General features: G+C 60.0%; 26 protein-coding genes. 10 read left to right on the plus strand and 16 right to left on the minus strand.

Annotation, left to right across the window (positions count from 1 at the left end):
* Positions 1-75: 75 nt before the first annotated feature.
* Together SNL23_RS28095 and SNL23_RS28100 are read left to right on the plus strand one after the other, a co-directional pair.
* Entirely contained in the window at positions 76-321 is a 246-nt protein-coding gene (locus SNL23_RS28095) for a hypothetical protein (protein WP_076016727.1), read from the plus strand.
* A 276-nt stretch (positions 322-597) separates the two neighbouring features.
* The gene (locus SNL23_RS28100; RefSeq protein WP_167663393.1) at positions 598-1749 is read left to right on the plus strand and encodes an MFS transporter; all 1152 of its coding nucleotides are present in this window, start codon (positions 598-600) and stop codon (positions 1747-1749) included.
* A gap of 43 nt (positions 1750-1792) precedes the next feature.
* Here the strand turns inward: SNL23_RS28100 and SNL23_RS28105 are convergent, their stop codons facing one another.
* The 4 genes from SNL23_RS28105 to SNL23_RS28120 form a co-directional block, all read right to left on the minus strand.
* A complete protein-coding gene (locus SNL23_RS28105) occupies positions 1793-2407 on the minus strand; it encodes a type III secretion effector protein (RefSeq protein WP_076016725.1) in 615 nt (204 codons plus the stop codon).
* Positions 2397-2744, minus strand: a complete 348-nt coding sequence (locus SNL23_RS28110) for a hypothetical protein (protein ID WP_143503657.1) — start codon at positions 2742-2744, stop codon at positions 2397-2399. The genes SNL23_RS28105 and SNL23_RS28110 overlap by 11 nt, the downstream gene beginning before the upstream one ends.
* Positions 2745-2904: 160 nt before the next feature.
* Positions 2905-3231 (minus strand): hypothetical protein, encoded by a 327-nt coding sequence (locus tag SNL23_RS28115; RefSeq protein ID WP_256576947.1) that lies wholly within the window; start codon positions 3229-3231, stop codon positions 2905-2907.
* 91 nt (positions 3232-3322) lie between these two features.
* The gene (locus SNL23_RS28120) at positions 3323-3853 is read right to left on the minus strand and encodes a hypothetical protein (RefSeq protein ID WP_318304342.1); all 531 of its coding nucleotides are present in this window, start codon (positions 3851-3853) and stop codon (positions 3323-3325) included.
* Positions 3854-4089: 236 nt separating this feature from the next.
* Between SNL23_RS28120 and SNL23_RS28125 the strand changes: the two genes are divergently transcribed.
* Positions 4090-4389 carry a hypothetical protein gene (locus tag SNL23_RS28125; RefSeq protein WP_318304344.1) on the plus strand — a complete coding sequence of 100 codons (300 nt, stop codon included), beginning with the start codon at positions 4090-4092 and terminating at the stop codon, positions 4387-4389.
* Between the two features lie 277 nt (positions 4390-4666).
* Here the strand turns inward: SNL23_RS28125 and SNL23_RS28130 are convergent, their stop codons facing one another.
* The 5 genes from SNL23_RS28130 to SNL23_RS28150 form a co-directional block, all read right to left on the minus strand.
* Positions 4667-7072: a TonB-dependent siderophore receptor gene (locus SNL23_RS28130; protein ID WP_318304345.1), complete on the minus strand. Its 2406-nt coding sequence runs from the start codon at positions 7070-7072 to the stop codon at positions 4667-4669.
* A gap of 96 nt (positions 7073-7168) precedes the next feature.
* Positions 7169-8143, minus strand: a complete 975-nt coding sequence (locus tag SNL23_RS28135) for a FecR family protein (protein ID WP_318304356.1) — start codon at positions 8141-8143, stop codon at positions 7169-7171.
* Between the two features lie 32 nt (positions 8144-8175).
* Complete coding sequence (locus SNL23_RS28140; protein ID WP_318304346.1) at positions 8176-8676, minus strand: sigma-70 family RNA polymerase sigma factor; 501 nt, start codon at positions 8674-8676, stop codon at positions 8176-8178.
* Positions 8677-8784: 108 nt separating this feature from the next.
* On the minus strand, positions 8785-10248 hold the full coding sequence (locus SNL23_RS28145) for an MFS transporter (protein ID WP_318304347.1): 1464 nt from the start codon (positions 10246-10248) through the stop codon (positions 8785-8787).
* Between the two features lie 87 nt (positions 10249-10335).
* On the minus strand, positions 10336-10809 hold the full coding sequence (locus SNL23_RS28150) for a nuclear transport factor 2 family protein (RefSeq protein WP_167663400.1): 474 nt from the start codon (positions 10807-10809) through the stop codon (positions 10336-10338).
* A 146-nt stretch (positions 10810-10955) separates the two neighbouring features.
* Here SNL23_RS28150 and SNL23_RS28155 point away from each other — a divergent pair, with 146 nt between their 5' ends.
* Together SNL23_RS28155 and SNL23_RS28160 are read left to right on the plus strand one after the other, a co-directional pair.
* Positions 10956-11810, plus strand: a complete 855-nt coding sequence (locus SNL23_RS28155) for a LysR family transcriptional regulator (RefSeq protein WP_318304349.1) — start codon at positions 10956-10958, stop codon at positions 11808-11810.
* 118 nt (positions 11811-11928) lie between these two features.
* The gene (locus SNL23_RS28160) at positions 11929-12531 is read left to right on the plus strand and encodes a hypothetical protein (RefSeq protein WP_318304350.1); all 603 of its coding nucleotides are present in this window, start codon (positions 11929-11931) and stop codon (positions 12529-12531) included.
* On the opposite strand, the gene SNL23_RS28165 is transcribed toward SNL23_RS28160, so the two are convergent.
* The 4 genes from SNL23_RS28165 to SNL23_RS28180 form a co-directional block, all read right to left on the minus strand.
* Complete coding sequence (locus SNL23_RS28165) at positions 12518-13105, minus strand: TetR/AcrR family transcriptional regulator (protein WP_076016716.1); 588 nt, start codon at positions 13103-13105, stop codon at positions 12518-12520. The genes SNL23_RS28160 and SNL23_RS28165 overlap by 14 nt on opposite strands.
* A 39-nt stretch (positions 13106-13144) precedes the next feature.
* The gene (locus SNL23_RS28170) at positions 13145-13915 is read right to left on the minus strand and encodes a molybdopterin-dependent oxidoreductase (RefSeq protein ID WP_076016715.1); all 771 of its coding nucleotides are present in this window, start codon (positions 13913-13915) and stop codon (positions 13145-13147) included.
* Positions 13908-14531: a cytochrome b/b6 domain-containing protein gene (locus tag SNL23_RS28175; RefSeq protein ID WP_076016714.1), complete on the minus strand. Its 624-nt coding sequence runs from the start codon at positions 14529-14531 to the stop codon at positions 13908-13910. Before SNL23_RS28175 ends, SNL23_RS28170 begins: the two co-directional genes overlap by 8 nt.
* A gap of 77 nt (positions 14532-14608) precedes the next feature.
* Complete coding sequence (locus SNL23_RS28180) at positions 14609-15217, minus strand: hypothetical protein (protein ID WP_076016713.1); 609 nt, start codon at positions 15215-15217, stop codon at positions 14609-14611.
* A 238-nt stretch (positions 15218-15455) separates the two neighbouring features.
* On the opposite strand from SNL23_RS28180, the gene SNL23_RS28185 reads away from it, so the two are divergent.
* From SNL23_RS28185 to SNL23_RS28195, 3 genes are all read left to right on the plus strand, one after another.
* Positions 15456-16151, plus strand: a complete 696-nt coding sequence (locus SNL23_RS28185; protein ID WP_076016712.1) for a heavy metal response regulator transcription factor — start codon at positions 15456-15458, stop codon at positions 16149-16151.
* Positions 16124-17536, plus strand: a complete 1413-nt coding sequence (locus tag SNL23_RS28190; protein WP_076016711.1) for a heavy metal sensor histidine kinase — start codon at positions 16124-16126, stop codon at positions 17534-17536. The genes SNL23_RS28185 and SNL23_RS28190 overlap by 28 nt, the downstream gene beginning before the upstream one ends.
* Positions 17537-17700: 164 nt before the next feature.
* Positions 17701-18204, plus strand: coding sequence for a hypothetical protein (locus tag SNL23_RS28195; RefSeq protein ID WP_076016710.1), 504 nt, complete (start codon positions 17701-17703; stop codon positions 18202-18204).
* Between the two features lie 87 nt (positions 18205-18291).
* Here the strand turns inward: SNL23_RS28195 and SNL23_RS28200 are convergent, their stop codons facing one another.
* Both SNL23_RS28200 and SNL23_RS28205 read right to left on the minus strand, forming a co-directional pair.
* On the minus strand, positions 18292-19158 hold the full coding sequence (locus SNL23_RS28200) for an NAD(P)-dependent oxidoreductase (protein WP_167663402.1): 867 nt from the start codon (positions 19156-19158) through the stop codon (positions 18292-18294).
* Positions 19159-19212: 54 nt separating this feature from the next.
* A complete protein-coding gene (locus tag SNL23_RS28205; RefSeq protein ID WP_076016708.1) occupies positions 19213-19971 on the minus strand; it encodes an SDR family NAD(P)-dependent oxidoreductase in 759 nt (252 codons plus the stop codon).
* A 316-nt stretch (positions 19972-20287) separates the two neighbouring features.
* On the opposite strand from SNL23_RS28205, the gene SNL23_RS28210 reads away from it, so the two are divergent.
* Positions 20288-20845, plus strand: a complete 558-nt coding sequence (locus SNL23_RS28210; RefSeq protein ID WP_083676713.1) for a GNAT family N-acetyltransferase — start codon at positions 20288-20290, stop codon at positions 20843-20845.
* On the opposite strand, the gene SNL23_RS28215 is transcribed toward SNL23_RS28210, so the two are convergent.
* Positions 20823-21707 (minus strand): EamA family transporter, encoded by an 885-nt coding sequence (locus SNL23_RS28215; protein ID WP_318304352.1) that lies wholly within the window; start codon positions 21705-21707, stop codon positions 20823-20825. The two genes, SNL23_RS28210 and SNL23_RS28215, sit on opposite strands and share 23 nt — an antisense overlap.
* A gap of 116 nt (positions 21708-21823) precedes the next feature.
* Here SNL23_RS28215 and SNL23_RS28220 point away from each other — a divergent pair, with 116 nt between their 5' ends.
* Positions 21824-22624: an AraC family transcriptional regulator gene (locus SNL23_RS28220; protein ID WP_318304354.1), complete on the plus strand. Its 801-nt coding sequence runs from the start codon at positions 21824-21826 to the stop codon at positions 22622-22624.
* Positions 22625-22813: the final 189 nt, after the last annotated feature.

Below are 22813 nucleotides of genomic sequence, written 5' to 3' on the forward strand. Positions count from 1 at the left end.
TTGAATGGCCCGGATAAGGCAGTGTAGCCATATGTGTACGCCTAGACTGCGGATTCATTCATTGAGGACTGCGTCATGCGTGCAGAAGACCTGCTTCCCGATCATCTCGACCAAGGCCAGTTCAATGGCGTGACAGTGCGCAAAGGCACGGTGGGGGCATTCCTTGCGAATGCCAGAACCTGGTGCGATCCGGCCACCCCGGGTGAACAGCGATTAGTGGCCGAACAGGACATGCTGCAGGCCCTCCCCGCGTTGCAAGCCCTGGGCTTGTTTGAAGTGTTGCAGGTGCGGGATCCCGAGTTGGCCCGGCTGCTGAAGTGAGAGGATCGGCCTGGAAGGTGGTAATCCACCGCAAGAATCCCGGGGTTCGCCAGTTCTCGCGGGGATTACGCACCTTCCAGACCACCTCGCACAGCAGGCGATTACTCGTCCTACAGGCTGATAGTGGTTGCAAAGGCCGATCGCGTTCCATGATCCAGAAAAAATTGTTGCCCCGTGTTCAGGTACACCAAAGGAACCCGGCTCGCTCGATACGGCCTGATGTGCAAGGATGTTGCGCTGCACATCGTTCGTTGAACGCAAAACCAAGGATTTTTCATGACCGCCATCAGCACCCCAGCGCCCGTGGTACCCGGGCGGCTGGAACAAATGTCGACCCGTATCGCGTTTTTTATCGCAGGTTTCGGCATCGCCGCCTGGGCACCGCTGGTGCCTTATGCCAAGGCCCGCGCCCAACTCAATGAGGGCACCCTCGGCCTGTTGCTGCTGTGCCTCGGCGTGGGATCGATGATCGCGATGCCGGTCGCGGGTGCCCTGGCCTCGCGCTACGGCATCCGCCGAGTGGCCACTGGCGGGACGATCCTGATTTGCCTGGGCCTGCCGATGCTGGCAACGGTCACTTCGATTCCGCTGTTGATGGCCGCGCTGTTCGTGTTTGGTGCCGGCCTCGGCACGGTGGACTCCACGGTCAACCTGCAAGCGGTGATGGTCGAACGGGCCAGCGGCAAGACCATGATGTCGGGCTTCCACGGGCTGTTCAGCCTGGGCGGGATTGTCGGCGCGGCGGGTGTCAGCGGGTTGCTGGGGTTGGGCTTGTCGCCATTGCAGGCCACCCTCGCCGTCATCGTCGTCATCGCGGTGGCCTTGCTCAAGGCCGGGCCGCACTTGCTGCCTTACGGCAGTGAAAGCTCCGGGCCGGCCTTTGCCATACCCCACGGCGTGGTGCTGTTTATCGGCTGCCTGTGCTGCATCGTGTTTCTCGCCGAAGGCGCCGTGCTGGACTGGAGCGCGGTCTTCCTGAGCGCCGAGCGCGGCCTTGACGAAGCCTATGCGGGCCTCGGCTATGCAGCCTTTGCCTTGACCATGACCGTCGGCCGCCTCACCGGCGACAGGATTGTTCGCCGCCTGGGCGCAAGCCGGGTGATTGTATTCGGCGGCGCCCTCGCGGCGGCCGGCATGCTGCTGGCGACGCTATTCCCGGCGTGGGAAACCGCCCTACTGGGGTATGCGCTGGTCGGCGCCGGGTGTTCGAACATCGTCCCGGTGCTGTACACCGCCGTCGGCAAGCAAACCGTCATGCCGGAACACATTGCCGTGCCTGCCATCACCACCCTGGGTTACACCGGCATTCTCGCCGGCCCTGCGGTGATCGGCTTTATCGCCCACGGAAGCAGCCTGAGCACAGCCTTTGTGCTGATTGCCGTGCTGCTGATCGGCGTGGCGATCAGCGGGAAAATACTGCGGGTATGACGGGCAACCCCGTAACGCCTCATTCGTTGAGGCGTTACCCGGGCTATCGGGTTTTGTTGTGCTCGAGCCAGCGATCAAGGGTTTTATTACTCAGCCAACCCTCTTGGTGATAGCTGCCAAAAATACGCCGACCGCCGCTGTGGGCGTTTTCCAGGGACTGCAATAACCCGGGCCGATCCACAATATTCTTCGCCATATACACCTGCTGTTCATCGTATTTTTTTCGCGCCAGCCCGGTGGTTGGGTCCAGGAGAGGTTCACCCTGGCTGTCGAGTTCGTCCGGGTCCTTGCTCATGGCAACCAGCAACTCGATGTTGACGTAGCCGATCTGCTCAAAGAACCCCTTGCGGTCCTGGGACCTGTCACGCAACTCGGTAAACATTGCCTTGAATACCTGGACAAGTTCGGCGTTGCTCTTGGCGTGGAAAGGATCCGGGCTGAAGGCGCTTGGATCGCTGTTGCCGAACACCACATTTTCGGCCTTCGAAAGGCTTTCCCGGGTGATGTAACCGTCTTGATCGGTAATCGCATCGATCAAGCGCGGGCGCTGGACAAGCGCCTTGGCCAACAGAATCGCAGCGTTGAACACCGGGTTGTCGCCGATTTTTTTGCCGGCGATTCGCTGCAGTGAAGACAGTGTCAGCCCGTCACTTTTCATGGAGTTCTTTCAACGTGGAAAAACTGGTTTTCAGCGCTTTTACCAACTCGCTGTCTGGTAACTGAAGGTTGGGATTCGGTGACCCGGCACGAGAAGCAACACCGTTTTGCAGCGTACGATGATGGGGCACCACCTCATAGGGCCTGGCCGAGCGCAAAGGAGGCCGGTAACCGGAAGACCGAACAGCCGAGGCACCAGATTGATGATTGGCTTGCCGACCCGCATCGCCAGTTTCACTTGACGCAGCCTGAGCGGGACGCAGCCCATCATCCGGTTTTACGTCAAATCGGCCTGTACTACCGTGCTGCAAATAGCCTGACCCGCCATCAATTCTCATGATTCATCTCCACCAATTTTAGACCCACGCCTGCCTGGTCATCTCCCGGGCAGCGACCGTATCGCTCGCGCGACAAACAGGCCAAAAGTGTGTGGTGTGTTGCAGGCAATGGTTCCTCTGCCGCGAAGTGTTCCAATGACAACATGTAAAAACCAAAAAATCAGTCAGCTTTCCCGGGCCCTCGCGAGGTCGGCGTCGCTTGCTGCCAAAGGCCTTTGATCGCGCCGACCATAGACCCGATCGCTGCGCAAAAACGGCGTAATACACAAGCTTCAGTCGCCGGCATCTGCCCATCGGGCAACATGCCTTTGATGAAGTCGTCGGCAGCCGGCACGTGAAACGTGTGCTGCCCGGTGAAGTTCTTCACTCGCCGGGCCTCGGCCCCCTGCTCGCGATTTTTACCCGGCGGCGAAACATCACCACCCGGCGGCGGATCGCTTGCTGGCTGGGGGCCGGGATCGCGCGGCCCAAACGACATTGACGTCATGTCTAAGCCCTGGCTGGGAGAGTAAAGCAACGGAGTGTTCAAGACGTCATCACGCCACGGAGGACTCGCGGCGTGATCGGTCATGAAAGGGTTAGCGAGACAACTCACGCAGCGCGTGCTTGTTGATTTTGCCGTTGGCATAACCGCTGCCCGCCTTGTCCATCGCCTCCAACACGCTTGAACGCTGAGTGACTTCCCTCGCCAGTTGAATGAGTGCGTCCGTCTGCGGGCGACCGGTCAGCGGCATGGCAGCCAATCGATTCAGCTCATTGGTTTTTATCGAATTGCTGAAAAATCCTCCCTTCAAGGCATTGAAATTCTGAAGCATCAGTTGGGCAAGCTCCTTGTCGTCTTGATACTTCAAGGTGTTGTCGGAATGAACGAGCGCATCGATGTCTTGCCGGGTGAACCGGTCGTCCATCTGGCCGGTCGAGCCGCTGCGATCAAGGCCTAGCATGAGGTCCGGGCGTCGCAGAATCTCTCTGGCCAGGAGGATGTTCTGGTCATCCGCCGGGTTGCCTGTCAACCGCTTGCTGGCCATGTTTTCCAGGCCTTGCTGCGTAATGTGTTGCGTTCCCCGGTCCCTGAAAGCATTGAAGCCGGTCAGAAGTTGTTCGGCCAACTGGTCATTGCTTCTCCTGGAGTAATGCGGATCCGGCCTTCCATAAACTGGCCCGCAATTTCCTGGATCCGGCTTCGGCGGTTTACCGATACATGGCCGGCACGGCTCTGGATCTGGCTTTGGCGGTTTACCGATGCCTGGCCGGCATGCCTCTGGGTCTGGCTTTGGCGGCCTGCCGATACCTGGCCGGCACGGTTCTGGATCCGGCCTCGGTGGCTTGCCGATGCCTGGCCGGCATGCCTCTGGGTCTGGCTTTGGCGGCCTGCCGATACCTGGCCGGCACGGTTCTGGATCAGGCCTCGGTGGCTTGCCGATGCCTGGCCGGCATGCCTCTGGGTCTGGCTTTGGCGGCCTGCCGATACCTGGTCGGCACGGCTCTGGATCCGGCCTCGGTGGCTTGCCGATGCCTGGCCGGCATGCCTCTGGATCTGGCTTTGGCGGCCTGCCGATACCTGGTCGGCACGGCTCTGGATCCGGCCTCGGTGGCTTGCCGATGCCTGGCCGGCATGCTCCCGGGTCCGGCTTTGGCGGTTTAACGATACAGGGTCGGCACGGGGGCGCAGGGTTGTTGTGAATTGAGGCGGTGGTCTGATTGGACATGGATACCGACATAGGCATCTCCTGTGCGGCTGGTTTCAGGGAGCGCCTCATCCTCCAGAGCACCACGACGAAATGATCGTCCAGGTACTGTATGAAAAGTGGGCAAACCTGTGTGGCCGAACGGTCGGATTCAGTTCCTGTGAAAGCGAGGAAAGGTCACAGCCCGTGCCGGCAATGCCGGAGCAGGCTGCGACCGCTTAAATCAACTGCGAGTCAAAACCCCACGCTGGCCTGCACAAAGAACGTGCGCGGCTGGCCCAGGTAGATCCCGGAGTTGTTGTCGCTGGAGCGCGTGTAGTGCTCCTGGTTGAACAGGTTTTTAACCCCGGCGCCCAGCTTCAGGTTCGACAGACGCGCACCGAAGTCATAACCGCTGCGCACGTTGACCGAGACGTAACCGGGAATATCCCCGTACTGGCCGTCAGCGGTCGGCTGGGTGATATAGGTGGTGCCAGTGCCCGGCGCACGCTGACCAGATTGGGCGTAGACGTCCAGGTTATGGGTCCAGTGGTTGACGTCGTAACGCAGCCCCAGGGTAGCCACTTCACGGGAGTACAGCGGCAAGTCGCGCCCCTTGAAGGCAACGTCGCCTTCGGAGGTGGCCTTGGTGTAGGTGAAGCCGGCGTTGGCGGTCAGGCCATCGAGGCGTGGGTCCAGGTTCGACAGGTCGTAATGGGCCGACGCTTCGATACCTTCGTGCTTGGTAGCGCCGAGGTTGGTCCAGCCCACATCGTTGCTGACGTATTGCAGCTCGTCCGAGAAGTCGATGTAGAACAACGTCACTTCACCGCCCCAGACGTTGTCGTTGTAACGGGTACCGATTTCGTAGGTCTTGGCTTTTTCCGGGTTCAGACCGTTCGCGGTCTGGTCTCCGTTACCGCCCTGACCCAACTGGAAGTACTGCAGGCTGCCGAAGGACGTTTCGTAGTTGGCGAACAGTTTCCAGGCATCGGAGACGTGGTACATCACGCTCAGGGCCGGCAGCGGTTCGTTGTTGTGGATCTCGCGACGCTTCTCCTGGACCGTGGTGCCATTCAGGGCGACTACCGGACGGTCGTGCCATTCGGTACGGATCTGCTCAAAGCGTATGCCCGGGGTAACGGTCCATTTGCCGATATCAATCTTGTTATCGATATAGAACGAGTTGGCCTCGGTACCACCGGTACGGTCCTGGTAAACGTGGCCGTCATTCTGGCCCACCGGCGTCGGCACGTTATTGACCAGCGCCAGGCTGGTGGCTTGCTCGTGCATGCCTTCCTTGAGGTAGCGATAACCGACGCTGACTTCCTGGGTACTCGGCCCCAAATCAAACACATGGGACACCCGCGGCTCGATGCCGAAGGTGTAGTAGGTGCGCGGGTAGGAACCCAGGGTTTTCAGGTCGCGGTTGGCGATGTTGCTGCCGCGAAAACTGTCGGAGTAATACGTCAGCACTTCAGCCTGGGTACGGTCGTCGATCTGCCGGACGTACTTGAAGGACATATCCTTGCGCCGACCGCTGAAGTTGTCCCAGTCACGCACCGACTGATACGGGTTGGCGTCGTACTGCTTCTGGGTCAGGCCGCCGGGCATGTCGGCGCTGGCGTCGTAGTAGTGGAAATTCAGCGAGAAATCGTCTTGGTCGGTCGGTGCCCAGTGGGTCTTGAAGATCACGTCGTCGATGTCGTTGGAGTTGTTGCGGTCGCGGTAACCATCACCCTTGGTCCCGGAATACAGCAACGCCGCGCCGATACCGTTGTCAGCGGTGCCGCCGATGAAGGCGTTTTCAATGTGCTTCCAGCCGCCGTGGGCCGCGGTTTCCAGGGTGGTACCGACCTCACCGGAGAATTTTTCCGGAATGGCGCGGGTCACGAAGTTGATCACACCGCCGACGTTTTGTGGCCCATAACGCACGGAGCCCGCGCCGCGGACCACGTCGATGCTGTCGAGGTTGCCCGAGGAAATCGGTGCCATCGACAACTGCGGCTGACCGTACGGGGCAAACGCCGCCGGTACGCCATCGATCAACACCGTGGAGCGTGGCGACAGCCGCGAGGTCAGGCCGCGCACGCCGACGTTGAGGGAAATATCACTGCCGCCGGTACCGTTGGCTTCCTGCACCTGCACCCCGGGAATGCGCCGCAGCACATCGCCGACGCTCATCGCGCCCTGCTCCACCATGGCCTCACGTCGGACCACGGTGCGCGCGCCGGGGTGATTCTGCACCACTTCGGCATTCGCGTCGCCCAGCCAGTCGCCGACGACCTTGATGTCGGTGGCACCCAGCTCCAGCGGCGAACCTGCTTCGCCGGTGCCTTTGCCAAGCGGGCGCAGGGTCACGGAGCCAGCGTCGATCTGATAATCCAGGCCGCTGCCTTGCAGCAATTGGCGCAGGGCTTGTTCTGGCGACAGGTTGCCGTCGACGGCCGGGGCTTGTTTGCCGGCGACCAAGTCGGGGCTGAAGAACACTTGCAGCGACGTCTGCTGACCCAACTGGCTCAACGCCGAACCCAGGGACTGGGCCTGGATATGAATGGCGTCGTCAGCATAGGCCGCAGGCACTGCGGCGCTGACGGCCAGCGCCAGCGCAAGCGGTGCCCAGCGGGATGATTTATTGTTTTTCACGGCGAGTTTTTTCACGTCGAACGGAGTCCTGTGATCGCAAGAGAGTGCGGCTGTTAATGCAAACCAGTTGCAGTTGCACAAGAAGACGAAGAACTCGGAAAAAACCTGAATCTATCGTGAAATTATTTCCTGGCTACCGTCGGGCAAGGTGCGCAAGGCCACCGGAAGAATGTGCGGCAAGGCCTTGAGCAAGGCATCGGTGTCGTTGGATTTGAACACGCTGGTCAAGCGCAGGTTGCTCACCGCTGGTGCGCTGACCCGCAATGGTTGCTCGCGGTAACGCGAGACTTCACGGGCCACTTCGCCGAGGGTGGCGTTGTTGAACACCAGTTTGCCGGTGCGCCAGGCCGTGAGCTCTTCGGGGTTGACGGCGTAGGCAGCCGCCACCTGGCCCCGGGCATCCACATGGGTGCCCCGCCCGGCCGTAAGCATCACGATCTCATCGGGTGCGCGCCCTTGCACTTTCACCGTCCCGGCCTCGACCACCACGCGGGTCTGGTCGTCATCGCGGCGCACGTCGAAACGTGTACCGGTGACCGTCACCTGCCCTGCCCCGGCCGCCACCACAAAGGGCCGGCTGGTGTCGTGCTCGACACTGAACATCGCCTCGCCCTGCTTGAGTTCGATGCCGCGCTGGCCTTTTTCGTAGTGCACCGCCACCACACTGCGGCTGTTCAAATCCATCAGCGAACCGTCGGGCAGCGCCACCTGCCGGCGCTCCCCCAGCGCGGTGCTGAATTCAGCGTTATACGTCGCCGGATGATCCAGGCCACTGAACAAGCCAAGGCCCAGGGCCACCGCCAGCACACTCGCCGCCACCCCATAGCGCAGCACTGACCGGCGCTTCGCACGCGGTTCCGGGGAATCGCACAACGCCTGCAAGCGTGCCTTTGGCACCAGGTCGGTGGCACTCCACAAGCCTTGCAGCACATCAAATTCGTACTGGTGTGCGGCATGCTCGGCGCGCCAGGCATCAAACCGTTCGCGTTCTTCAACGCTTAACGGGCTGTCCTGCAGACGCACAAACCACTGCGCTGCCTCATCGCGGGCCACCGCACTGCCGCAGGCACACTCACGGGTATCCATCATGGAAGGTCCTGTTTCAAAGCGGGCATTGGTCATGGGGCCATCGCGTCCAGGCGGTCACGTAGATGCCGCAGGGTGCGGATCATATACTTTTCCACCATGTTTTTAGACAGGCCCAGGCGTTCGGCGATTTCCTGCTGGGTCAGGCCCTCGATTTTCTGCCAGATGAAAATCTTGCGGCAGTTCAGCGGCAACTCGGCCAAGGCCCGCTCGATGGAGTCCGCCAGCTGGATCGCGTGCATGAAATGCTCCGGGTCGCCGCTGTTGGGCGAGCTCTGATCAAAGGCTTCCAACGCCATCGCTTCCCGGCGGTCTTCGCGACGATACGCGTCAACTGCGATATTGCGCGCCGTTTGATGCAGATAGGCGCGAGGTTGCTCAACCGCGGTAGGCTTGGCCTCAAGCACCCGTACAAAGGTGTCGTGGGCCAGGTCCTCGGCCTGCTGACGGTTTCTCAGGCGCCGCGTCCAGGTCCCGATCAACTCTTCGTAGTGCTCGAAAAAGCCTGTTCTGCGGGGCGGCTGGGGAGTCATCAAGGGAGCACTGGGGAGGCGGGACGTGAATAGTAATGCTTCCTATTAAGCGGGGCAATTGCTTCCTGTCGTCCTCTTTCGTTATCGTTTTTTCACTGTCCCACCCCATTACTGCCGGGGTGGGCTCAAGCCCCCCAGGACAGAGGCATTGGCTACGGATCGCCAAGCGAGGGTAATGCCCAACCCTGCACCCGTGACCAGGCAAAAGACAATGCAAATGGTCGCGGCGATAAATGCCTGGGTGATCGCGGCCGGATCGGTGCGCGGACCGAGGATGGTATAGAACACCCCGCCAATTACAGCGACGCTGAGGGCGGTGCTGACTTGCAGGGTCGAACTGACAATGCCGGCAATCATGCCCGAATAGGCCGGCGCAACGCGGCCGGTGACCATTCGCATCAACGTCGGCATCGTCAGGCCTTGTCCGAGGCCAATCACGAACAGAATGGCGCCAAGGATCACCGGTGCCAGTTGCACCCCGACCGGTGTCGCGACGATGAGCCAGACCAGCCCAAGTAACCCGATGGACTCCAAGGCCATGCCGAGCGGATTGATATAGGCGCCGAGCATGCGCCGCCCCCACGGCGTCAGCAGTGGTCCCACCAGAAGCCCTGCACCAAATGGCAGGAACACAAGGCCGGCGCTCAGCGCGGATACGTGCAGCGCCTGCTGCAGATAGACTGAGAACAACAGAAAGAAGACCGCGATCGAGTAAAACAGCAATGCGATTATCAGCGCGCGGCCAAGCCCCGGTGCCGTCAATGCAGCCGGGACGATAAGAGGCACGCCGCCCGAACGGTCCAGGCGAGCCTCGTAAAGCCAGAACAGGCGCCCAAGCATCGGTACAGTAAGAAGAGACAACCACGACCACCACGGCCAACCTGCTTCCCGGCCCACGATCAGCGGTACAATGAGCGCACCGAGGCAGGCTATCGACAAGCCCATGCCGCCCAGGTCCAGCCTGGTTGCGTGGCGCACGCGCATCTCCTTCAACAAGGGGATGCCAAACAGCGCGACCAGCGCCACCACCGGCAAGTTGACGAGGAAAATTGCTCGCCACCCCAGCCCCATGAGATCAAGGGAAATCAGGATGCCGCCCAGGGCCTGCCCGATTACAGCGGCCAAGCCGAAGACAGCACCATAGAGGCTGAGCGCAAGGGGCTTTTCCGAATCAGGGAAAATCGCCTGCACCGACGCGAGCGCCTGCGGCGCCATTACGGCCGCCGTCACGCCCTGCAAGGCGCGTCCGACAACCAACACCCAGGGCGACCCTGCGAAGCCGCAAAGCACCGATGCGGCCGCAAAGCCGACCAGCCCGAGAAGAAACATACGGCCTCTCCCGTACAAGTCCCCGAGCCGCCCGCCAGTGATCAGTGTCACGGCATAAAGCGCAGCATACGAAGAAATGACCAACTGTTCAGCAGAGGCCGAGGCACCCAACTCCTCACGGATCGACGGGAGTGCAATATTGACGATAAAAAAATCCAGCGGTGGAAGGAACGCGCCGACAAGCAGAACCACGAACATTGCCCAACGGCGAGGGTCAGGTTTGGAAACATCATTGCAGAACATGGACAGTCTCCATATACAACCAATCGATGATGGGCCTCGCGTTATCCGCCAGGCGGCCAGCGGATGAGTCCCGAGCAGGTTTCTCGTTCAAATACCGACAAACGTTTCCGAACCAGCAATGGGCTTCCAGTTTTCCAGCGGTGTGAGGAAGTGCAGTTCGAAACGTCGCGCGGTGAATCGCCATTGGCCTTCGCGGCGCTCGAAGTGGTCGTGATACAGGCCGCTGACCTGTACCGGGCCTTTTTCGATGTCATGAAAGAGGCAGTCAGCCGCGACGGTTGCCGTGGCTACGCCCCCCTCGATATGGATCAGCGGGTTGGACATCCAATGGTGCATGTGGGGCATCTTTCGCCAGCTCTCTTCAGCCATCGCTACAACACCCTCCGGGCCGGCACCCTCGCCAAAACCCGGCAGTTCCAGGGTCGCGTCGGCATGCCAAATCGTGCGTAACAGAACGGGGTCAATGCGATCGAACGCATTGGCATATGTGGAGATGAGCGATTCGATTGCCGCGCGGCTTTCCAGCGCCTCCAGGCGAGCAGCCAGGGTTTCAAGGGTCATGGTTGTGTCCTTCAGTGGGTGCATGCGTCAGGCCTGATCGCCGGTTGCCTCTGCCTGGGTTCTTGGGTCTATTGTGCGAGCCGAAGGGGTTGCGGCGGGACTGCCATTACTGCATCTTCACTGTTCACTTTTGTACGGGGCAAACCATGGAGTGGAATGACTTACGCGTCTTCCTGGCCATCGCGCGGGGAGGTTCGCTGGGCGCTGCAGCCAAGCTGTTGGGCGTCAGCCACCCCACCGTGGGGCGACGCCTTCAGGTGCTTGAGCAGGCCGGCGGCGAGGTGTTCTTCCGCCGTACCGCGTCAGGGCTGGTGCTGACCGACAGCGGTGAACGCATTTTCGAGCTGGCCGAAGAAATGGAACGCAGTGCACTGACGATTGAGCGGCGCATCGCGGGCGAAAGCGACCAGCCTGAGGGCCAGTTGCGGATATCTTCGGCAGACTGGTTCGCCAGTTACGTGCTGGGGCCCGTCCTGGGTGAGCTCGTCAGACGTCATCCATTGATCGTGCCCGAAGTGATTGCGGGGCACAGGTTGTTCGACCTGACGCGCAGGGAAGCAGACATTGCCTTTCGGATCATTCCTTTCACCGAGCCCGACATCGTCCAGAGGCGACTCGTTACGCTGAGCTACGGACTGTACGTGAGTGCCCAGGCGTCATTCCTGCCGCGAGATAGTGGTGAAGGTGTCGGCCTGATTACCATGAACACTGCCCAAGCGCATTATCCGGATGTGCTCTGGTTACAAGCGCTGTACCCTCAAGCCAGAACCGTGTTCACCAGCAGCAGCCGCACGGTTCAGGCACAGATGTGCACGCTGGGCCTGGGCGTTGCCGTCCTGCCTCGTGTTCTGGGCGATCAATTGCCCGCACTCAAACTGTTAGACACCGGCGAACCGCCGCCCGGACGCGATATCTGGATGGGTTATCACCACGATATGCGGCAGATGGAGCGGCTTCGCGCCCTTGCAGACCTGGCAGGCGAGATGATTGGGACGGGCTGATTGCCCCACGCGCACCGGTCACACCAATCGGTCATTTCAGGTTGAGTTAACCTTCCAACTGGTAGATAGTTACTTTCGACTCAGGGAATTCGTCAGCGCCTGATCATGAGGATCTGTTATGACCCGTATTTCCACCCTGCCGCCGCTGCCTTATGTTTTATCAAAGACCACGCAGCCCGCTGATAATCCGAACGGGAAGGCCACTGCCCCAGACTTCCCGGCACTGTTGAAAGCGCAGTTCAAGCCCGCCGCAGGCGCAAACCCACAAGCGGAGGCCGCCACGAACCTGTCGCGTCGACCAGACGTCGAAGTGATGCTGCAACAAATGATGGCATGCCGAAAGATGATGCCCGTCGCCACGAGCAAGAGCGGGCGAGCCCTAACGGGAACACTCGCGGTCCTGGAGGATGATTGCGCCGATGAGGCTCCAGACGAAACCACTGGCATTGGGGAGCAGAGCACCGACCATGCGCAGGCTGCGACCGTGTCACGCAACCGCGCCTGTGGCAGCGTGTATATCGTCGGGGTGCCCTTCGAATGCGCAATAAACCTGTCCACCACTGCGCTGGCGCAGCCTGCCAGCGTGCTCACATGGGTATCAACCGAAGCGGTTCAAACGCCATCGCCCCCACAGCGGGCTCGGCCGTTACGCCAGCGTAAGCCCTTATCTGTCGATGGGGATCAGCCGGAACCGGGGAACTCAGACTTCAGCCTTGAGTGATGACAAGCCTGTCCAGCAATGGCTGAGTGATCGCACCAAAGGTTTCGGCATCGCCGTACGCCCGGGCAGAAAGCATTGCGCCATGTACCGTTGCCATAAACATCTCTGCCTCGGCGCGGGCATCACAGGATAAAGCGAATTTTCCTTGCTTGGCCCCTCGCTCCAGCACAGAAGTAATCCAGGCAGAGAGCGCTCGAAAATGAGCCCTCACTTCCAGAACCACCTCTTGAGGCAACACGGGAATCTGGGTAGCGAGCAAGGCACACACGCAATAGCCCTTGGTCACATCACCGACACAGTCGAGCCAATAACCGATATAGGCACGCAACTGGTCTGCGGGATCAGGGTAGTGACGCTCCAGCGCCGCAATCCCGGCCTCGGCCTCTTCGCGATAACGCTCGACCAGCGTGCGGACGAGATCAACCTTGGTGGGAAAGTGATGGTGAATGCTTGCCTTGCGAATGCCCACGAATTCAGAGATGTCGGCGTAACTGAAACCGTTGTACCCACCTCCGATAATGAGTGAGCGCGCGCAGTCAAGAATTTCATTGAAGGTACTGGAAGGATTATTCATCGCGAAAATCTATCTTCCAGTAGGTTTGGAGTCAAGCCTTCAGATACCGCTGAACCAGTTGTAACCTTGATCTTCCCAGTAGCCGCCGGGATTGTCATTTCCAATAAAAATCTCGACAACATGCTTGGGATTCTTGAAGCCCAGCTTGGTGGGCACGCGGATTCGAAGCGGATACCCATACTCCGGAGGGAGTGCGACTTCGCCGTAATCCAGCGCCAGCAGGGTCTGCGGATGGAGTGCGGTCGGCATGTCCAGGCTGGAGTAGTAGCGGTCAGCGCACTTGAAGCCCACATACTTGGCGCCAGTGTCCGCGCCGATGTGCTCCAGGAAGGTCTTGAGCGGCACACCCCCCCACTGTCCGATAGCACTCCAACCCTCCACGCAGATCAAGCGCGTGATGTCGGTACGTTGGGGCAGCTTGCGCAAACCTTCCAGCGTCCAGGGCGCTTTGTCCCGGGCCAGGCCAGACACGGCCAGCGAATAACTCGACAGGTCGACTTCAGGGATGTCGTCCTCGCCGTAGAACGCGTTGAACGGAAAGGGTGTGGTCATTTGCGCCTTGCTGAAGGTCGGTGCCAGTTTCTGCCCACTGAACAGCCAGGCCTGAACCCGATCGTTCCAGCGCGACATGGCCCACAACACCTTGTCCACCTGGTCGCCGTCCTGCAAATTGCAACCGGTCAACATGGCCATGGCCCCGACGGTCAACCCGCCGCGCAGGAAGTGCCGACGCTGGATATTTTCCAGTTGACGCTGCTGAGCGGGCTCAAGCCTGATGCGCTGGGTCGTGGTTTTTTTGGGTTCATTCATGATCGGGCCTCCCGTTTTCAATCGGCCGTACGCCACCTGTGATCATGGGCACCAGGGTTTTCGGCACCAGCAGTACGAGCACCAAGTGCACGACGACAAACGCGCCAATGGCAGACATCGCCACAAAATGTACATAGCGTGCACTGTCATAGCCGCCAAACAACGCGACCAGTTCCTGCAGCTGGATGGGCTTCCAGATCGCCACGCCCGAAACCACAACCAACGCCCCAGCCCCCAGGACAACCCCATACATCAGGCGCTGTACAGCGTTGTAGACACCCGTCTTATGGGCCAGCCGAAAATGCAGGGCATCGTTCAAATCACGCTTGACCGCCTGGACGGTGACCGGCAGGAAATCACGCTGAAAATGGCGACTGAACAGGCTATAGAGCACGTAAACAAGGCCGTTGATAACCAACAACCACATAAATGCAAAGTGCCAGGCGAGCGAGCCGCCCAACCAGCCACCCACCGTCAACTGAGCTGGGAACCGGAACCCAAACAGCGGGGACGCGTTGTAGATCGCCCAACCGCTCATAAACATACACACCATACAAATGGCGTTAAGCCAATGGGTGAGGCGCACAGGCCAGGGATGAATACGACTTCGTTTCATGCTGCTCCCTTCCGCCAAAACAAGGAGACGCCTGCGGGAACGAGGCCGCCGGGCCTCGCTGCCACAGAGCCGCCGTTTTACATAGGCGGCTGGAAGCCGTCTTTACCGACCGCAACGCCGCGCGCGCTGCCGTCTTGCGCAGGGAACACGACAATTTTGGCGCCTTTGACCAACTCATCGGCCTTACCAGGCTCGACATAAGCAATCGGCACATTCGTCGGCACAACCAGCTGTTTCTCACCGCCTTTGTAGTTGACGGTCAGCGTGCGGCCGCTGGCGTTGGACAACTTGCCCACGGTGCCATTGGTCATGGTGCCCGTCGTGCCATCGGCATTTTGCCAACCGTAGTGACCTTCGCCGCTGCCCTTAAGGCTGGATTCGAATACCGTGACCTCCAGCGCCTTGAGCGTACCATCAGACTGCGGGATGGCTGCCGAACCGACAAAGCTGTCGGCCTTGATCGAATCAATATCTGCCTTGGAGACCCTGACAATACCGGTCTTGTCAGTCAGGCCGATGGTTTGGTGGGCACCGGTGCGAGAGGTAAAGGTCAGGGTATTGTTGTCGACACTTTCGACCACGCCCCGTAACGGTTTGATGACCGGCATATCAGCTGCGGCTGCGATCGCGGCAGCACCGACCATCAATAAACCAAACGTGGTGGACAGAGCACTCTTGAGCTTCATGTTGGGGATTCCTCACTGGTTTAAGTGCATCCATCCTCCAACCTCAGCCGGGCCTCCACGATGACCAGCAGATGACATTTTTGTCATCTGCTGCCCCCTTACCACGAATGACAAAAATGTAACCCGCAACTTTCCCATAGCTGGTTAAACTTTGTTTCATACAAGTCTTGTAGCTATCTGGTATCTGCTCCGGACCCCACAGTTTGCGCACCTGGCAGAGAAAGCCGAGCCCACCTGAATGCATATTTTGCTGATTGAAGACGACACGAGTACCGGCGAGTACTTGAAAAAAGGCCTTGGCGAGTCCGGCTATAAGGTCGACTGGACCCAGCACGGCGCCGACGGCCTGCACATGGCACTCGAAACGCCCTACGACCTGATCGTGCTGGACGTGATGCTTCCGGGCATCGATGGTTTTCAGATCATCGAACTGTTGCGTGCACGGCAAGACGTGCCGGTGCTGTTCCTGACGGCTCGCGACCAACTGCACGACCGTATTCGCGGCCTGGAACTGGGGGCCGACGACTATTTGGTCAAGCCGTTTTCCTTTACCGAGCTGCTGTTACGCATTCGCACTATTCTTCGGCGCGGAGTGGTCCGGGAGATCGATCACTTTCACCTTGCCGACCTGGAGTTGGACTTGGTCCGTCGTCGTGTCACCCGCCAGCAGCAAGTGATCGTCTTGACCAACAAGGAGTTCGCCTTGCTGCATCTGTTCCTGCGCCGGGAAGGCGATGTGCTGTCCAGGGCACAGATTGCTTCGGAGGTCTGGGATATGAATTTCGACAGCGACACCAACGTGGTAGATGTCGCCGTCAAGCGCCTGCGCAGCAAGGTCGACCTGCCCTACCCGGTCAAACTGATCCATACGGTGCGTGGCATCGGCTACGTGTGCGAGGTACGGCCATGTGGCGCCGACGCCAGCCGTCCCTGACCCTGCGCTCGACGCTGGCGTTCTCACTGGTCGCCATGCTCGCAGTGGCCGGGGCCGGGTTTTACCTGTACGCATCCATGAGGGCGTCGGTGCTGATGAACACCGACCATGCGGTGATGGGACGCCTGGATCACTTTCGTAAACTGCTGCACTACGAGCTTGCCCTGGACAAGCTGCGCGACAGCCCGCAAATTTTCAAAAACATGCTCGACAGCGAAGACGACATCTTCATCATCGGAGAGCCTGGCCAGGAGCCCGTAATACAGGTCAATCCGTTGGGCGTCGTGCTACCGGACCTGCCAGTGATCACTCCGGACACGGCGCTGCGCGTAGAAGACTTGCGCAGCGGCATGACCGACGCAGGTGTGCCGCTGCGCGCTGCTACCGTGCAAACCACCTCCGGCGGGCGCGATGTACGGCTCACCGCCGCGCACCTCATGGATAAGGAAATGGCCATGCTCAAGGCCTTTCGCGAGCGTATCTACCTGGCAGTGAGCCTGGCCTTCCTGGTCACCGCCCTGCTCGGCTACATCCTGCTGCGGCGCGGCCTGCGCCCGTTACGCCAGATGGCGGCGCACGCGGCGAACATAACGCCCCAGCGGCTCGACAGCCGCATGAACAGCGCAGACACGCCGGTTGAGCTGCAGCAACTGAGTGACGCCTACAACGCCATGCTCGACCGCCTCGCCAACGGTTACCAGCGCCTGATACAGTTTTCTGCCGACCTGGCTCACGAAATACGCACGCCGGTCGGCTCATTGATGGGGCATTTCCAAGTGGCGCTGCGTCAGTCACGCACCCCGGACGAGTACCAGACACTGCTTGCTTCAAACCTGCAAGAGCTGGAGCGCATTTCACGGATCGTAGAGAGCATTTTATTCCTCGCGAGGGCTGACGAAGCGCAGGCGATGGTGGAGCGCCAATCGCTGTCTCTGAATGACGAAATCCAGCGCATCTGCGAATACTTCGAGGGGCTGGCAGAGGAGCGCCAGATCACCCTGCGGACCGTCGGCGATGGCGTGGCCAACGCCGATCCATTGCTGCTGCGCCGAGCATTGAGCAACCTGGTGGCCAATGCCATTCGCTATGCCGATGAAGGCAGCGAGATCCTGCTGCGTGTAGTGGCGACCGGCTCCGGCTGGCGCATTGATGTGGAAAATCAAGGCCCAGTGCTTGCCGATGAAATCCTGCGCAAGCTGTTCGACCGCTTTTACCGTGGTGACGCCTCTCGTCACCAAAGCTCGGACTCATACGGCCTTGGCCTCGCGATCGTTGCGGCGATCATGCAACTGCATGGCGGTGAGGTGAGTGTGGAACAGCCAACGCCTGGGACCATCCGGTTTTCGTTGTTATTCCCCGCTGACCGGGCCACCAACCGTCAGTAACGAGACCACGCGCAGCTATTCACAGGGGAACTGCGCAAGCAATTCGGCCAACCCAAAAGTCAATCGCGCGCCGCCGCGACAACTCCCAAGACAGTTGCTTGACAGCCAGACTACCAACTAGTAGGTTTGCGCTGACTCGTTATCTTGTCTTCAGAGAGCTACCCATGACTCATCCCATTTCGTCCCTTGGTGCGATTCATACGGTTATTAGTTTGGTCCCCGTTCTTGCAGGCCTCTACAGCTTCGCCCGCTATCTGAAAATCGACTCGCTCACACGCTCCGGCAAGGTCTATCTCGCCGGGTTGACGCTAGCGGTTATCACCTCCTTTGGAGTGTCCAGCACGGGAGGCTTGAACCCCGGGCACGTATTCGGCATCGTGATCCTGCTTGTAGCCTTTGGCGGCGTCTACGTGCGGCGCGTGCCATTCCTGGGAAGACTTCGTCCGTATCTGTCGAGCTTCGGGCTGTCTTTCAGCTTTCTCCTGTCGCTGGTCCCCGGCGTCAACGAAACCCTGACCCGGCTACCCGCTACCCACCCGCTGGCCGACGGCCCCGGCTCCCCACCCGTGGTAGCCACACTGCTGGTTTTGCTCGGCCTGTTCGCCATGGGTTTCGCTGCCCAGTGCTGGCAAATCCATTCGCGAAACCGCGAAATGACACAGGCATAAAAATCGCGCTGAACCCGGTACCGGGCGAGACCGCGTTAACGGTGATTCCATCGCCGCCACGGCCGTGGACGATGACCACAGCGTTCTTCAACGCGAGTTTCCTGGCGATCTGACGACGCTGGAAAACGCCGACCAATCCTGGTTGCCCAGGCCATTGGCCATCGCCGTAATCATTCTGGAGCGCACGATGTCGGCGGCCGGCAATTGCAAACCCTTGTCGCTGCCCGCTGCGATCGCCAGGTTGATGTCTTTAAGCCCCAAGGCAAGCTTGAAGCCCGGCTCGTAGCGCCCGTTCACAATGTTCTGCCCGTAACGCTGGTAGCTGGGGCAGGCAAAAAGCGTTTGGGTCATGAGCTCCACAAAGCGAGCGGCATCCAGCCCATAGCGCTGGGTCAGCGCCGTTGCCTCGGCGAGGGATTCAATGGCCTGCGTGATCATCATGTTGCCGGCAATTTTCGCAATACAGGCATATACCGGACGATGGCCCAGGTACCAGGTCTTTTTGCCGAGCACATCAAATAGTGGTTGAAGTCTGGCAATCGCTGCTTCCTGCCCTGCCGCCAGAATGTTCAGCTCACCCTTGCTGGCCGTTGCCGGTACACCGAACACCGGCGCGGCCACTAAGGCCAGCCCCAACTGGTCGTGCAGTGTTTGCAGTTGCTCCATGAGCGAGGGTGACAGGGTCGACATCACGACATGTGTGCAATGTTCAGCAGCCCCATGCAGCGCTCCGGAAGAAAGCAGCACTTCGTGAACGGCCTGGTCATCAGCGAGCATGCTGATGACTACCTCCTCCCTGAAAGCCGCTGCAGGCGTATCCAGGAGATGTACCCCCTCGACATTTTCCAGCGCCCGGGCGCTGCGGTTCCACACGCTGACGCGGTGGCCTGCGCGCACCAGCAGCGGCAACATGGCCTGTCCCATGCTCCCTGTACCTATGAATCCAATTCTCATCACTCACCCATTGCGTTGAACGAGACAAACTCGGGGCGTAAACCTGGGTAACCGTCAGATTTGCGAAAGACCGCCGTCGACCATCAGTTCCACGCCGTTGACATACTTGGCGTCAGCCGACGCAAGGAAAAGAGCGGATGTCGCGATTTCACCGGGTTCGGCCATGTAACCCAGCGGGACGATTTGCTCTACATGACTTCTGAGCGCGTCGATCTGGCTCGCGTCCATCTTCAGGCCGTTGTCCATTAACGGTGTTCTGGTGAAGCCAGGGCTCAGCACGTTGGCACGAATTTTCCGGCCTTTGAGCTCATTGGCCCAGGTCCGGGCAAATGAGCGCACCGCCGCCTTGGAGGCGTTATAGAGACTCAGGCCTTCCATGCCGTTGCTGGAGCAAATGGAGGCAGTCAACACGATCGACGCGCCATCTTTCATCAATGGCAAAAGGGTCTGAACCGTGAAGAACACGCCTTTGACGTTAATGTCGAACATCGAGTAGTAGGCCGCCTCGGTGGTTTCGCCGATCGGGTTTTTTTCGCATATGCCAGCGTTGGCAAACACCGCATCCAGTTGATCGTCTTGTTGTTCAATCAATGCCTTCAGCGCATCAAGGTTGGACTGAACGGCAACATCAGACACGACCGCTACCGCTTTACCGCCCAGTTTGGCAGCCGCAGCTTCCAGCGTTGCCGACGAGCGACCGGTGATGTAGACACGTTTAGCGCCCTCGGCAACCAATGCCTGCGCAATCGCAAAGCCGATTCCGGTGGAAGCGCCCGTGACTACTGCTACTTGGTTGTTGAATTTACCCGACATGTCTTGACTCCTCAGTTGTGCCTTGATGGTTTATTGCAAAGGCAATTGATCGACACAGTGTGGGAGTCAACGAACGACAGTGGCACTGCCAGAAATGTACGTTCTATGTGCATTTTTGTTGGGGCGTTGCATCTGGCTGGGACACGTTGATCTGCAGAGATTGAAAGCGATCGAATGGGTGACTCCGGCGTGGGAGCGCATACGCAAGCTGGAAAGCCCAGGCCCACGCACCGGAGGCCACCGCCTTTTCCTGACCCTTGTACAACGCCGGCAATCCCGGCAGCATTCGCCCGTGACTTTCACGGACGAGCACCTTATGACCCTGCCCTTTTTCGCCCCCGTTCTCCTCACCACCGAGCGCCTGGGCCTGCGCCCTCCCCATCAGGACGATTGGCGCGCGCTGTTTGCCATCTGGTCCGACCCCGAGGCCATGCGCTACTTTTCCTTCCCCACCATGACCCACACCGACCAGGCCGTTGAGCGCTTCGGCCAACTGATGGAAGCCTCGATTACCGGTGAAGACCTGGTGTGCATGGTGGAGTTGCTGGCCACCGGCGAGGTGATCGGCAGTTGCGACCTGTTCAATGTGGATGAGCAATGCGGTCGCGCCGAAATCGGCTTCACCCTGAACCGCCAGCATTGGGGCAAGGGCTACATGAGCGAGGCGGCCCGCGCGGTGATCGACCACGGCTTCAACACCGTCGGGCTGCGCCGCCTTGAAGCCGATATCGACCCACGCAACCTGGGCTCCGCTAAGTTGCTTGAGCGCCTGGGTTTTGTGCGCGAAGGCCTGCTGCGCGAACGCTGGGTGGTCGGCGATGAGATCTCGGACAGCGCGCTCTATGGCCTGCTCAAGCGTGACCGCCCTGCCTGACCCACAACGAGCGCCCCTTCTTCATTCCCACGATCAAGGCCAACAGAATCAACCCCATGGCCTGCCACTGGGAAACCCCGGGACGCTCACCCAGAATCAGCATTGAGCTGACGATGCCAAACACCGGGATCAGCAGTGACAGGGGCGCCACCCGGGAAACCGGGTACTCGCGCAACAACAGGTTCCAGCCCCAATAGCAGAAGTGCGTCGCGCCATACACCTGGAACGCCAGCGAGAACAACGCCACGCCATTCAACTGCCCCGGCAACGCGATAAAGGCTTGCGGGCCGTCCAGCAGCCACGTCAACAGCAGCAGCGGCAACGGTGCAAACAGGCTGGCCCAGACCACGAAGGCAAAGATCTCCCGCACGCCGGAGACCTTGATGATGATATTGCCGATGCTCCAGGCCAGCGCACTGAACAGCACCAGGGCAAACCCCAGCATCGTGGCCGTGCCCTGCACACTCAACAGCATGCCCACCAAGCCCATGGCCGCCAGCGCGACGCTGATCAATTGCGGCAGGGACAGGCTTTCACGAAACAGCAGCACGCCCCAGCCCATGGTGAAAAATGCGCTGAACTGGATCAGCAACGATGCGCTGCCGGGCGGCACGCCCATGGCGATCCCAAGGTTGATCAAGGCCCACATCGCCACGCCGAAGATCAAGCCATAGGCCGCCAGCCACTTCACCGCCACCTGGGGGCGTTTCACCAGAAACACCCAAGGCAACGCAGCCAGGGTGAAACGCAGGGCCGTCAGTAACAGCGGGTTAATCTCGGCCAGGCCCAGCTTGGTGATGGGGAAGTTGAATCCCCACACGGCCGTCACCAGGACGGCCAATAACAGGTGTTTGTGTTTCATGGTGACGGGGTCCATTTGCGGGTTGGCACGACAAAAGGCCGTGCATTCGGCAGATTTTTTCGCAAACCGTGATGGCCCGCCTGCGATTGTGGGTCAACAAAGGCTAGAATCAGGCCATGCCCGATATTCATCCCTACGAAAACACCCCACGTGACGTGGTCGTGACTGCCATCGACTATGCCGACGGCGAACTGTTCCCCGACCACGCGCACCCGCGCGGCCAGTTTGCGTATGCCAGCCGGGGCGTCATCACGGTCTACACCGCTACCGGCAACTGGGTGGTGCCGCCCCGCCGCGCGATCTGGGTGCCGCCGCATGTGTCCCACGCCATGCTGATGCGCGGGCCGGTGACGATGCTCAACACCTACATTCGCCCGCAGGCGGCGCGGCGGCTGGAGTTGCCGCAAACGTGCCAGGTGCTGGATGTGTCGCCGCTGCTCGGGCAGTTGCTGGAAAAAGCCGTGGAGGTGCCTGCGCGTTACGCGATGGGGGGTCGAGATAGCTATTTGATGGGCTTGCTGCTGCACGAGATTGCCCGGATGCCGCTGTTGCCGCTGTGTGCACCGTTGCCCGCCGAGCCGCGGTTGGCGAAGGCTTGCGAAGAGTTTCTGGCTGGGCCTTCGTTGGAGGTCAGCATTGATGCCATGGCGCTCGGCGCGGGGATGAGCCGCCGGACGTTTACCCGGCAGTTTCGTCAGGCCACGGGTATCAGTTACCTGCAGTGGCGCCAGCAAGCCTGCCTGCTGGCGGGGATTGTGCGGCTGGGCAATGGGGAACCGGTGACCAGGGTGGCGCTGGATTTGGGGTATAGCAGCCCGAGTGCGTTTGCGACGGTGTTCAAGCGTGTGTTGGGTGAGGTGCCGAGTCGTTATTTCACCAGAGAGTTGCGGGGGGTGGGTCGGGGTACATATCCGTAATTTTCGTAACGGCGACTATGGGTTCCGCTCTTACAGCCAGCCCTTTCAAGGTCTTTGGAAAAAGCCTAAAAACATGATCATTTTTTGACCAAAACAGATGCTGACTGAACCAAATTCAACTCGTTTTTTTCTTAATTTCAGCCTGGAATAGGCGTAGGACGCGATTTAGGCAAAGACCTTGAAAGGGCT

This window comes from Pseudomonas sp. SED1, assembly GCF_034044025.1.
Classification (GTDB): Bacteria; Pseudomonadota; Gammaproteobacteria; order Pseudomonadales; family Pseudomonadaceae; genus Aquipseudomonas.

What these genes read in the sequence shown, in the direction of transcription:
- SNL23_RS28095 (WP_076016727.1), top strand. Translation starts at nt 76, where the DNA reads ATGCGTGCAGAAGACCTGCTTCCCGATCATCTCGACCAAGGCCAGTTC.
- SNL23_RS28100 (WP_167663393.1), top strand. Translation starts at nt 598, where the DNA reads ATGACCGCCATCAGCACCCCAGCGCCCGTGGTACCCGGGCGGCTGGAA.
- SNL23_RS28105 (WP_076016725.1), bottom strand. Translation starts at nt 2,407, where the DNA reads ATGAAAAGTGACGGGCTGACACTGTCTTCACTGCAGCGAATCGCCGGC.
- SNL23_RS28110 (WP_143503657.1), bottom strand. Translation starts at nt 2,744, where the DNA reads ATGAGAATTGATGGCGGGTCAGGCTATTTGCAGCACGGTAGTACAGGC.
- SNL23_RS28115 (WP_256576947.1), bottom strand. Translation starts at nt 3,231, where the DNA reads ATGACGTCAATGTCGTTTGGGCCGCGCGATCCCGGCCCCCAGCCAGCA.
- SNL23_RS28125 (WP_318304344.1), top strand. Translation starts at nt 4,090, where the DNA reads ATGCCTCTGGGTCTGGCTTTGGCGGCCTGCCGATACCTGGCCGGCACG.
- SNL23_RS28135 (WP_318304356.1), bottom strand. Translation starts at nt 8,143, where the DNA reads ATGGATACCCGTGAGTGTGCCTGCGGCAGTGCGGTGGCCCGCGATGAG.
- SNL23_RS28140 (WP_318304346.1), bottom strand. Translation starts at nt 8,676, where the DNA reads ATGACTCCCCAGCCGCCCCGCAGAACAGGCTTTTTCGAGCACTACGAA.
- SNL23_RS28145 (WP_318304347.1), bottom strand. Translation starts at nt 10,248, where the DNA reads ATGTTCTGCAATGATGTTTCCAAACCTGACCCTCGCCGTTGGGCAATG.
- SNL23_RS28150 (WP_167663400.1), bottom strand. Translation starts at nt 10,809, where the DNA reads ATGACCCTTGAAACCCTGGCTGCTCGCCTGGAGGCGCTGGAAAGCCGC.
- SNL23_RS28155 (WP_318304349.1), top strand. Translation starts at nt 10,956, where the DNA reads ATGGAGTGGAATGACTTACGCGTCTTCCTGGCCATCGCGCGGGGAGGT.
- SNL23_RS28160 (WP_318304350.1), top strand. Translation starts at nt 11,929, where the DNA reads ATGACCCGTATTTCCACCCTGCCGCCGCTGCCTTATGTTTTATCAAAG.
- SNL23_RS28165 (WP_076016716.1), bottom strand. Translation starts at nt 13,105, where the DNA reads ATGAATAATCCTTCCAGTACCTTCAATGAAATTCTTGACTGCGCGCGC.
- SNL23_RS28170 (WP_076016715.1), bottom strand. Translation starts at nt 13,915, where the DNA reads ATGAATGAACCCAAAAAAACCACGACCCAGCGCATCAGGCTTGAGCCC.
- SNL23_RS28175 (WP_076016714.1), bottom strand. Translation starts at nt 14,531, where the DNA reads ATGAAACGAAGTCGTATTCATCCCTGGCCTGTGCGCCTCACCCATTGG.
- SNL23_RS28180 (WP_076016713.1), bottom strand. Translation starts at nt 15,217, where the DNA reads ATGAAGCTCAAGAGTGCTCTGTCCACCACGTTTGGTTTATTGATGGTC.
- SNL23_RS28185 (WP_076016712.1), top strand. Translation starts at nt 15,456, where the DNA reads ATGCATATTTTGCTGATTGAAGACGACACGAGTACCGGCGAGTACTTG.
- SNL23_RS28190 (WP_076016711.1), top strand. Translation starts at nt 16,124, where the DNA reads ATGTGGCGCCGACGCCAGCCGTCCCTGACCCTGCGCTCGACGCTGGCG.
- SNL23_RS28195 (WP_076016710.1), top strand. Translation starts at nt 17,701, where the DNA reads ATGACTCATCCCATTTCGTCCCTTGGTGCGATTCATACGGTTATTAGT.
- SNL23_RS28200 (WP_167663402.1), bottom strand. Translation starts at nt 19,158, where the DNA reads ATGAGAATTGGATTCATAGGTACAGGGAGCATGGGACAGGCCATGTTG.
- SNL23_RS28205 (WP_076016708.1), bottom strand. Translation starts at nt 19,971, where the DNA reads ATGTCGGGTAAATTCAACAACCAAGTAGCAGTAGTCACGGGCGCTTCC.
- SNL23_RS28210 (WP_083676713.1), top strand. Translation starts at nt 20,288, where the DNA reads ATGACCCTGCCCTTTTTCGCCCCCGTTCTCCTCACCACCGAGCGCCTG.
- SNL23_RS28215 (WP_318304352.1), bottom strand. Translation starts at nt 21,707, where the DNA reads ATGAAACACAAACACCTGTTATTGGCCGTCCTGGTGACGGCCGTGTGG.
- SNL23_RS28220 (WP_318304354.1), top strand. Translation starts at nt 21,824, where the DNA reads ATGCCCGATATTCATCCCTACGAAAACACCCCACGTGACGTGGTCGTG.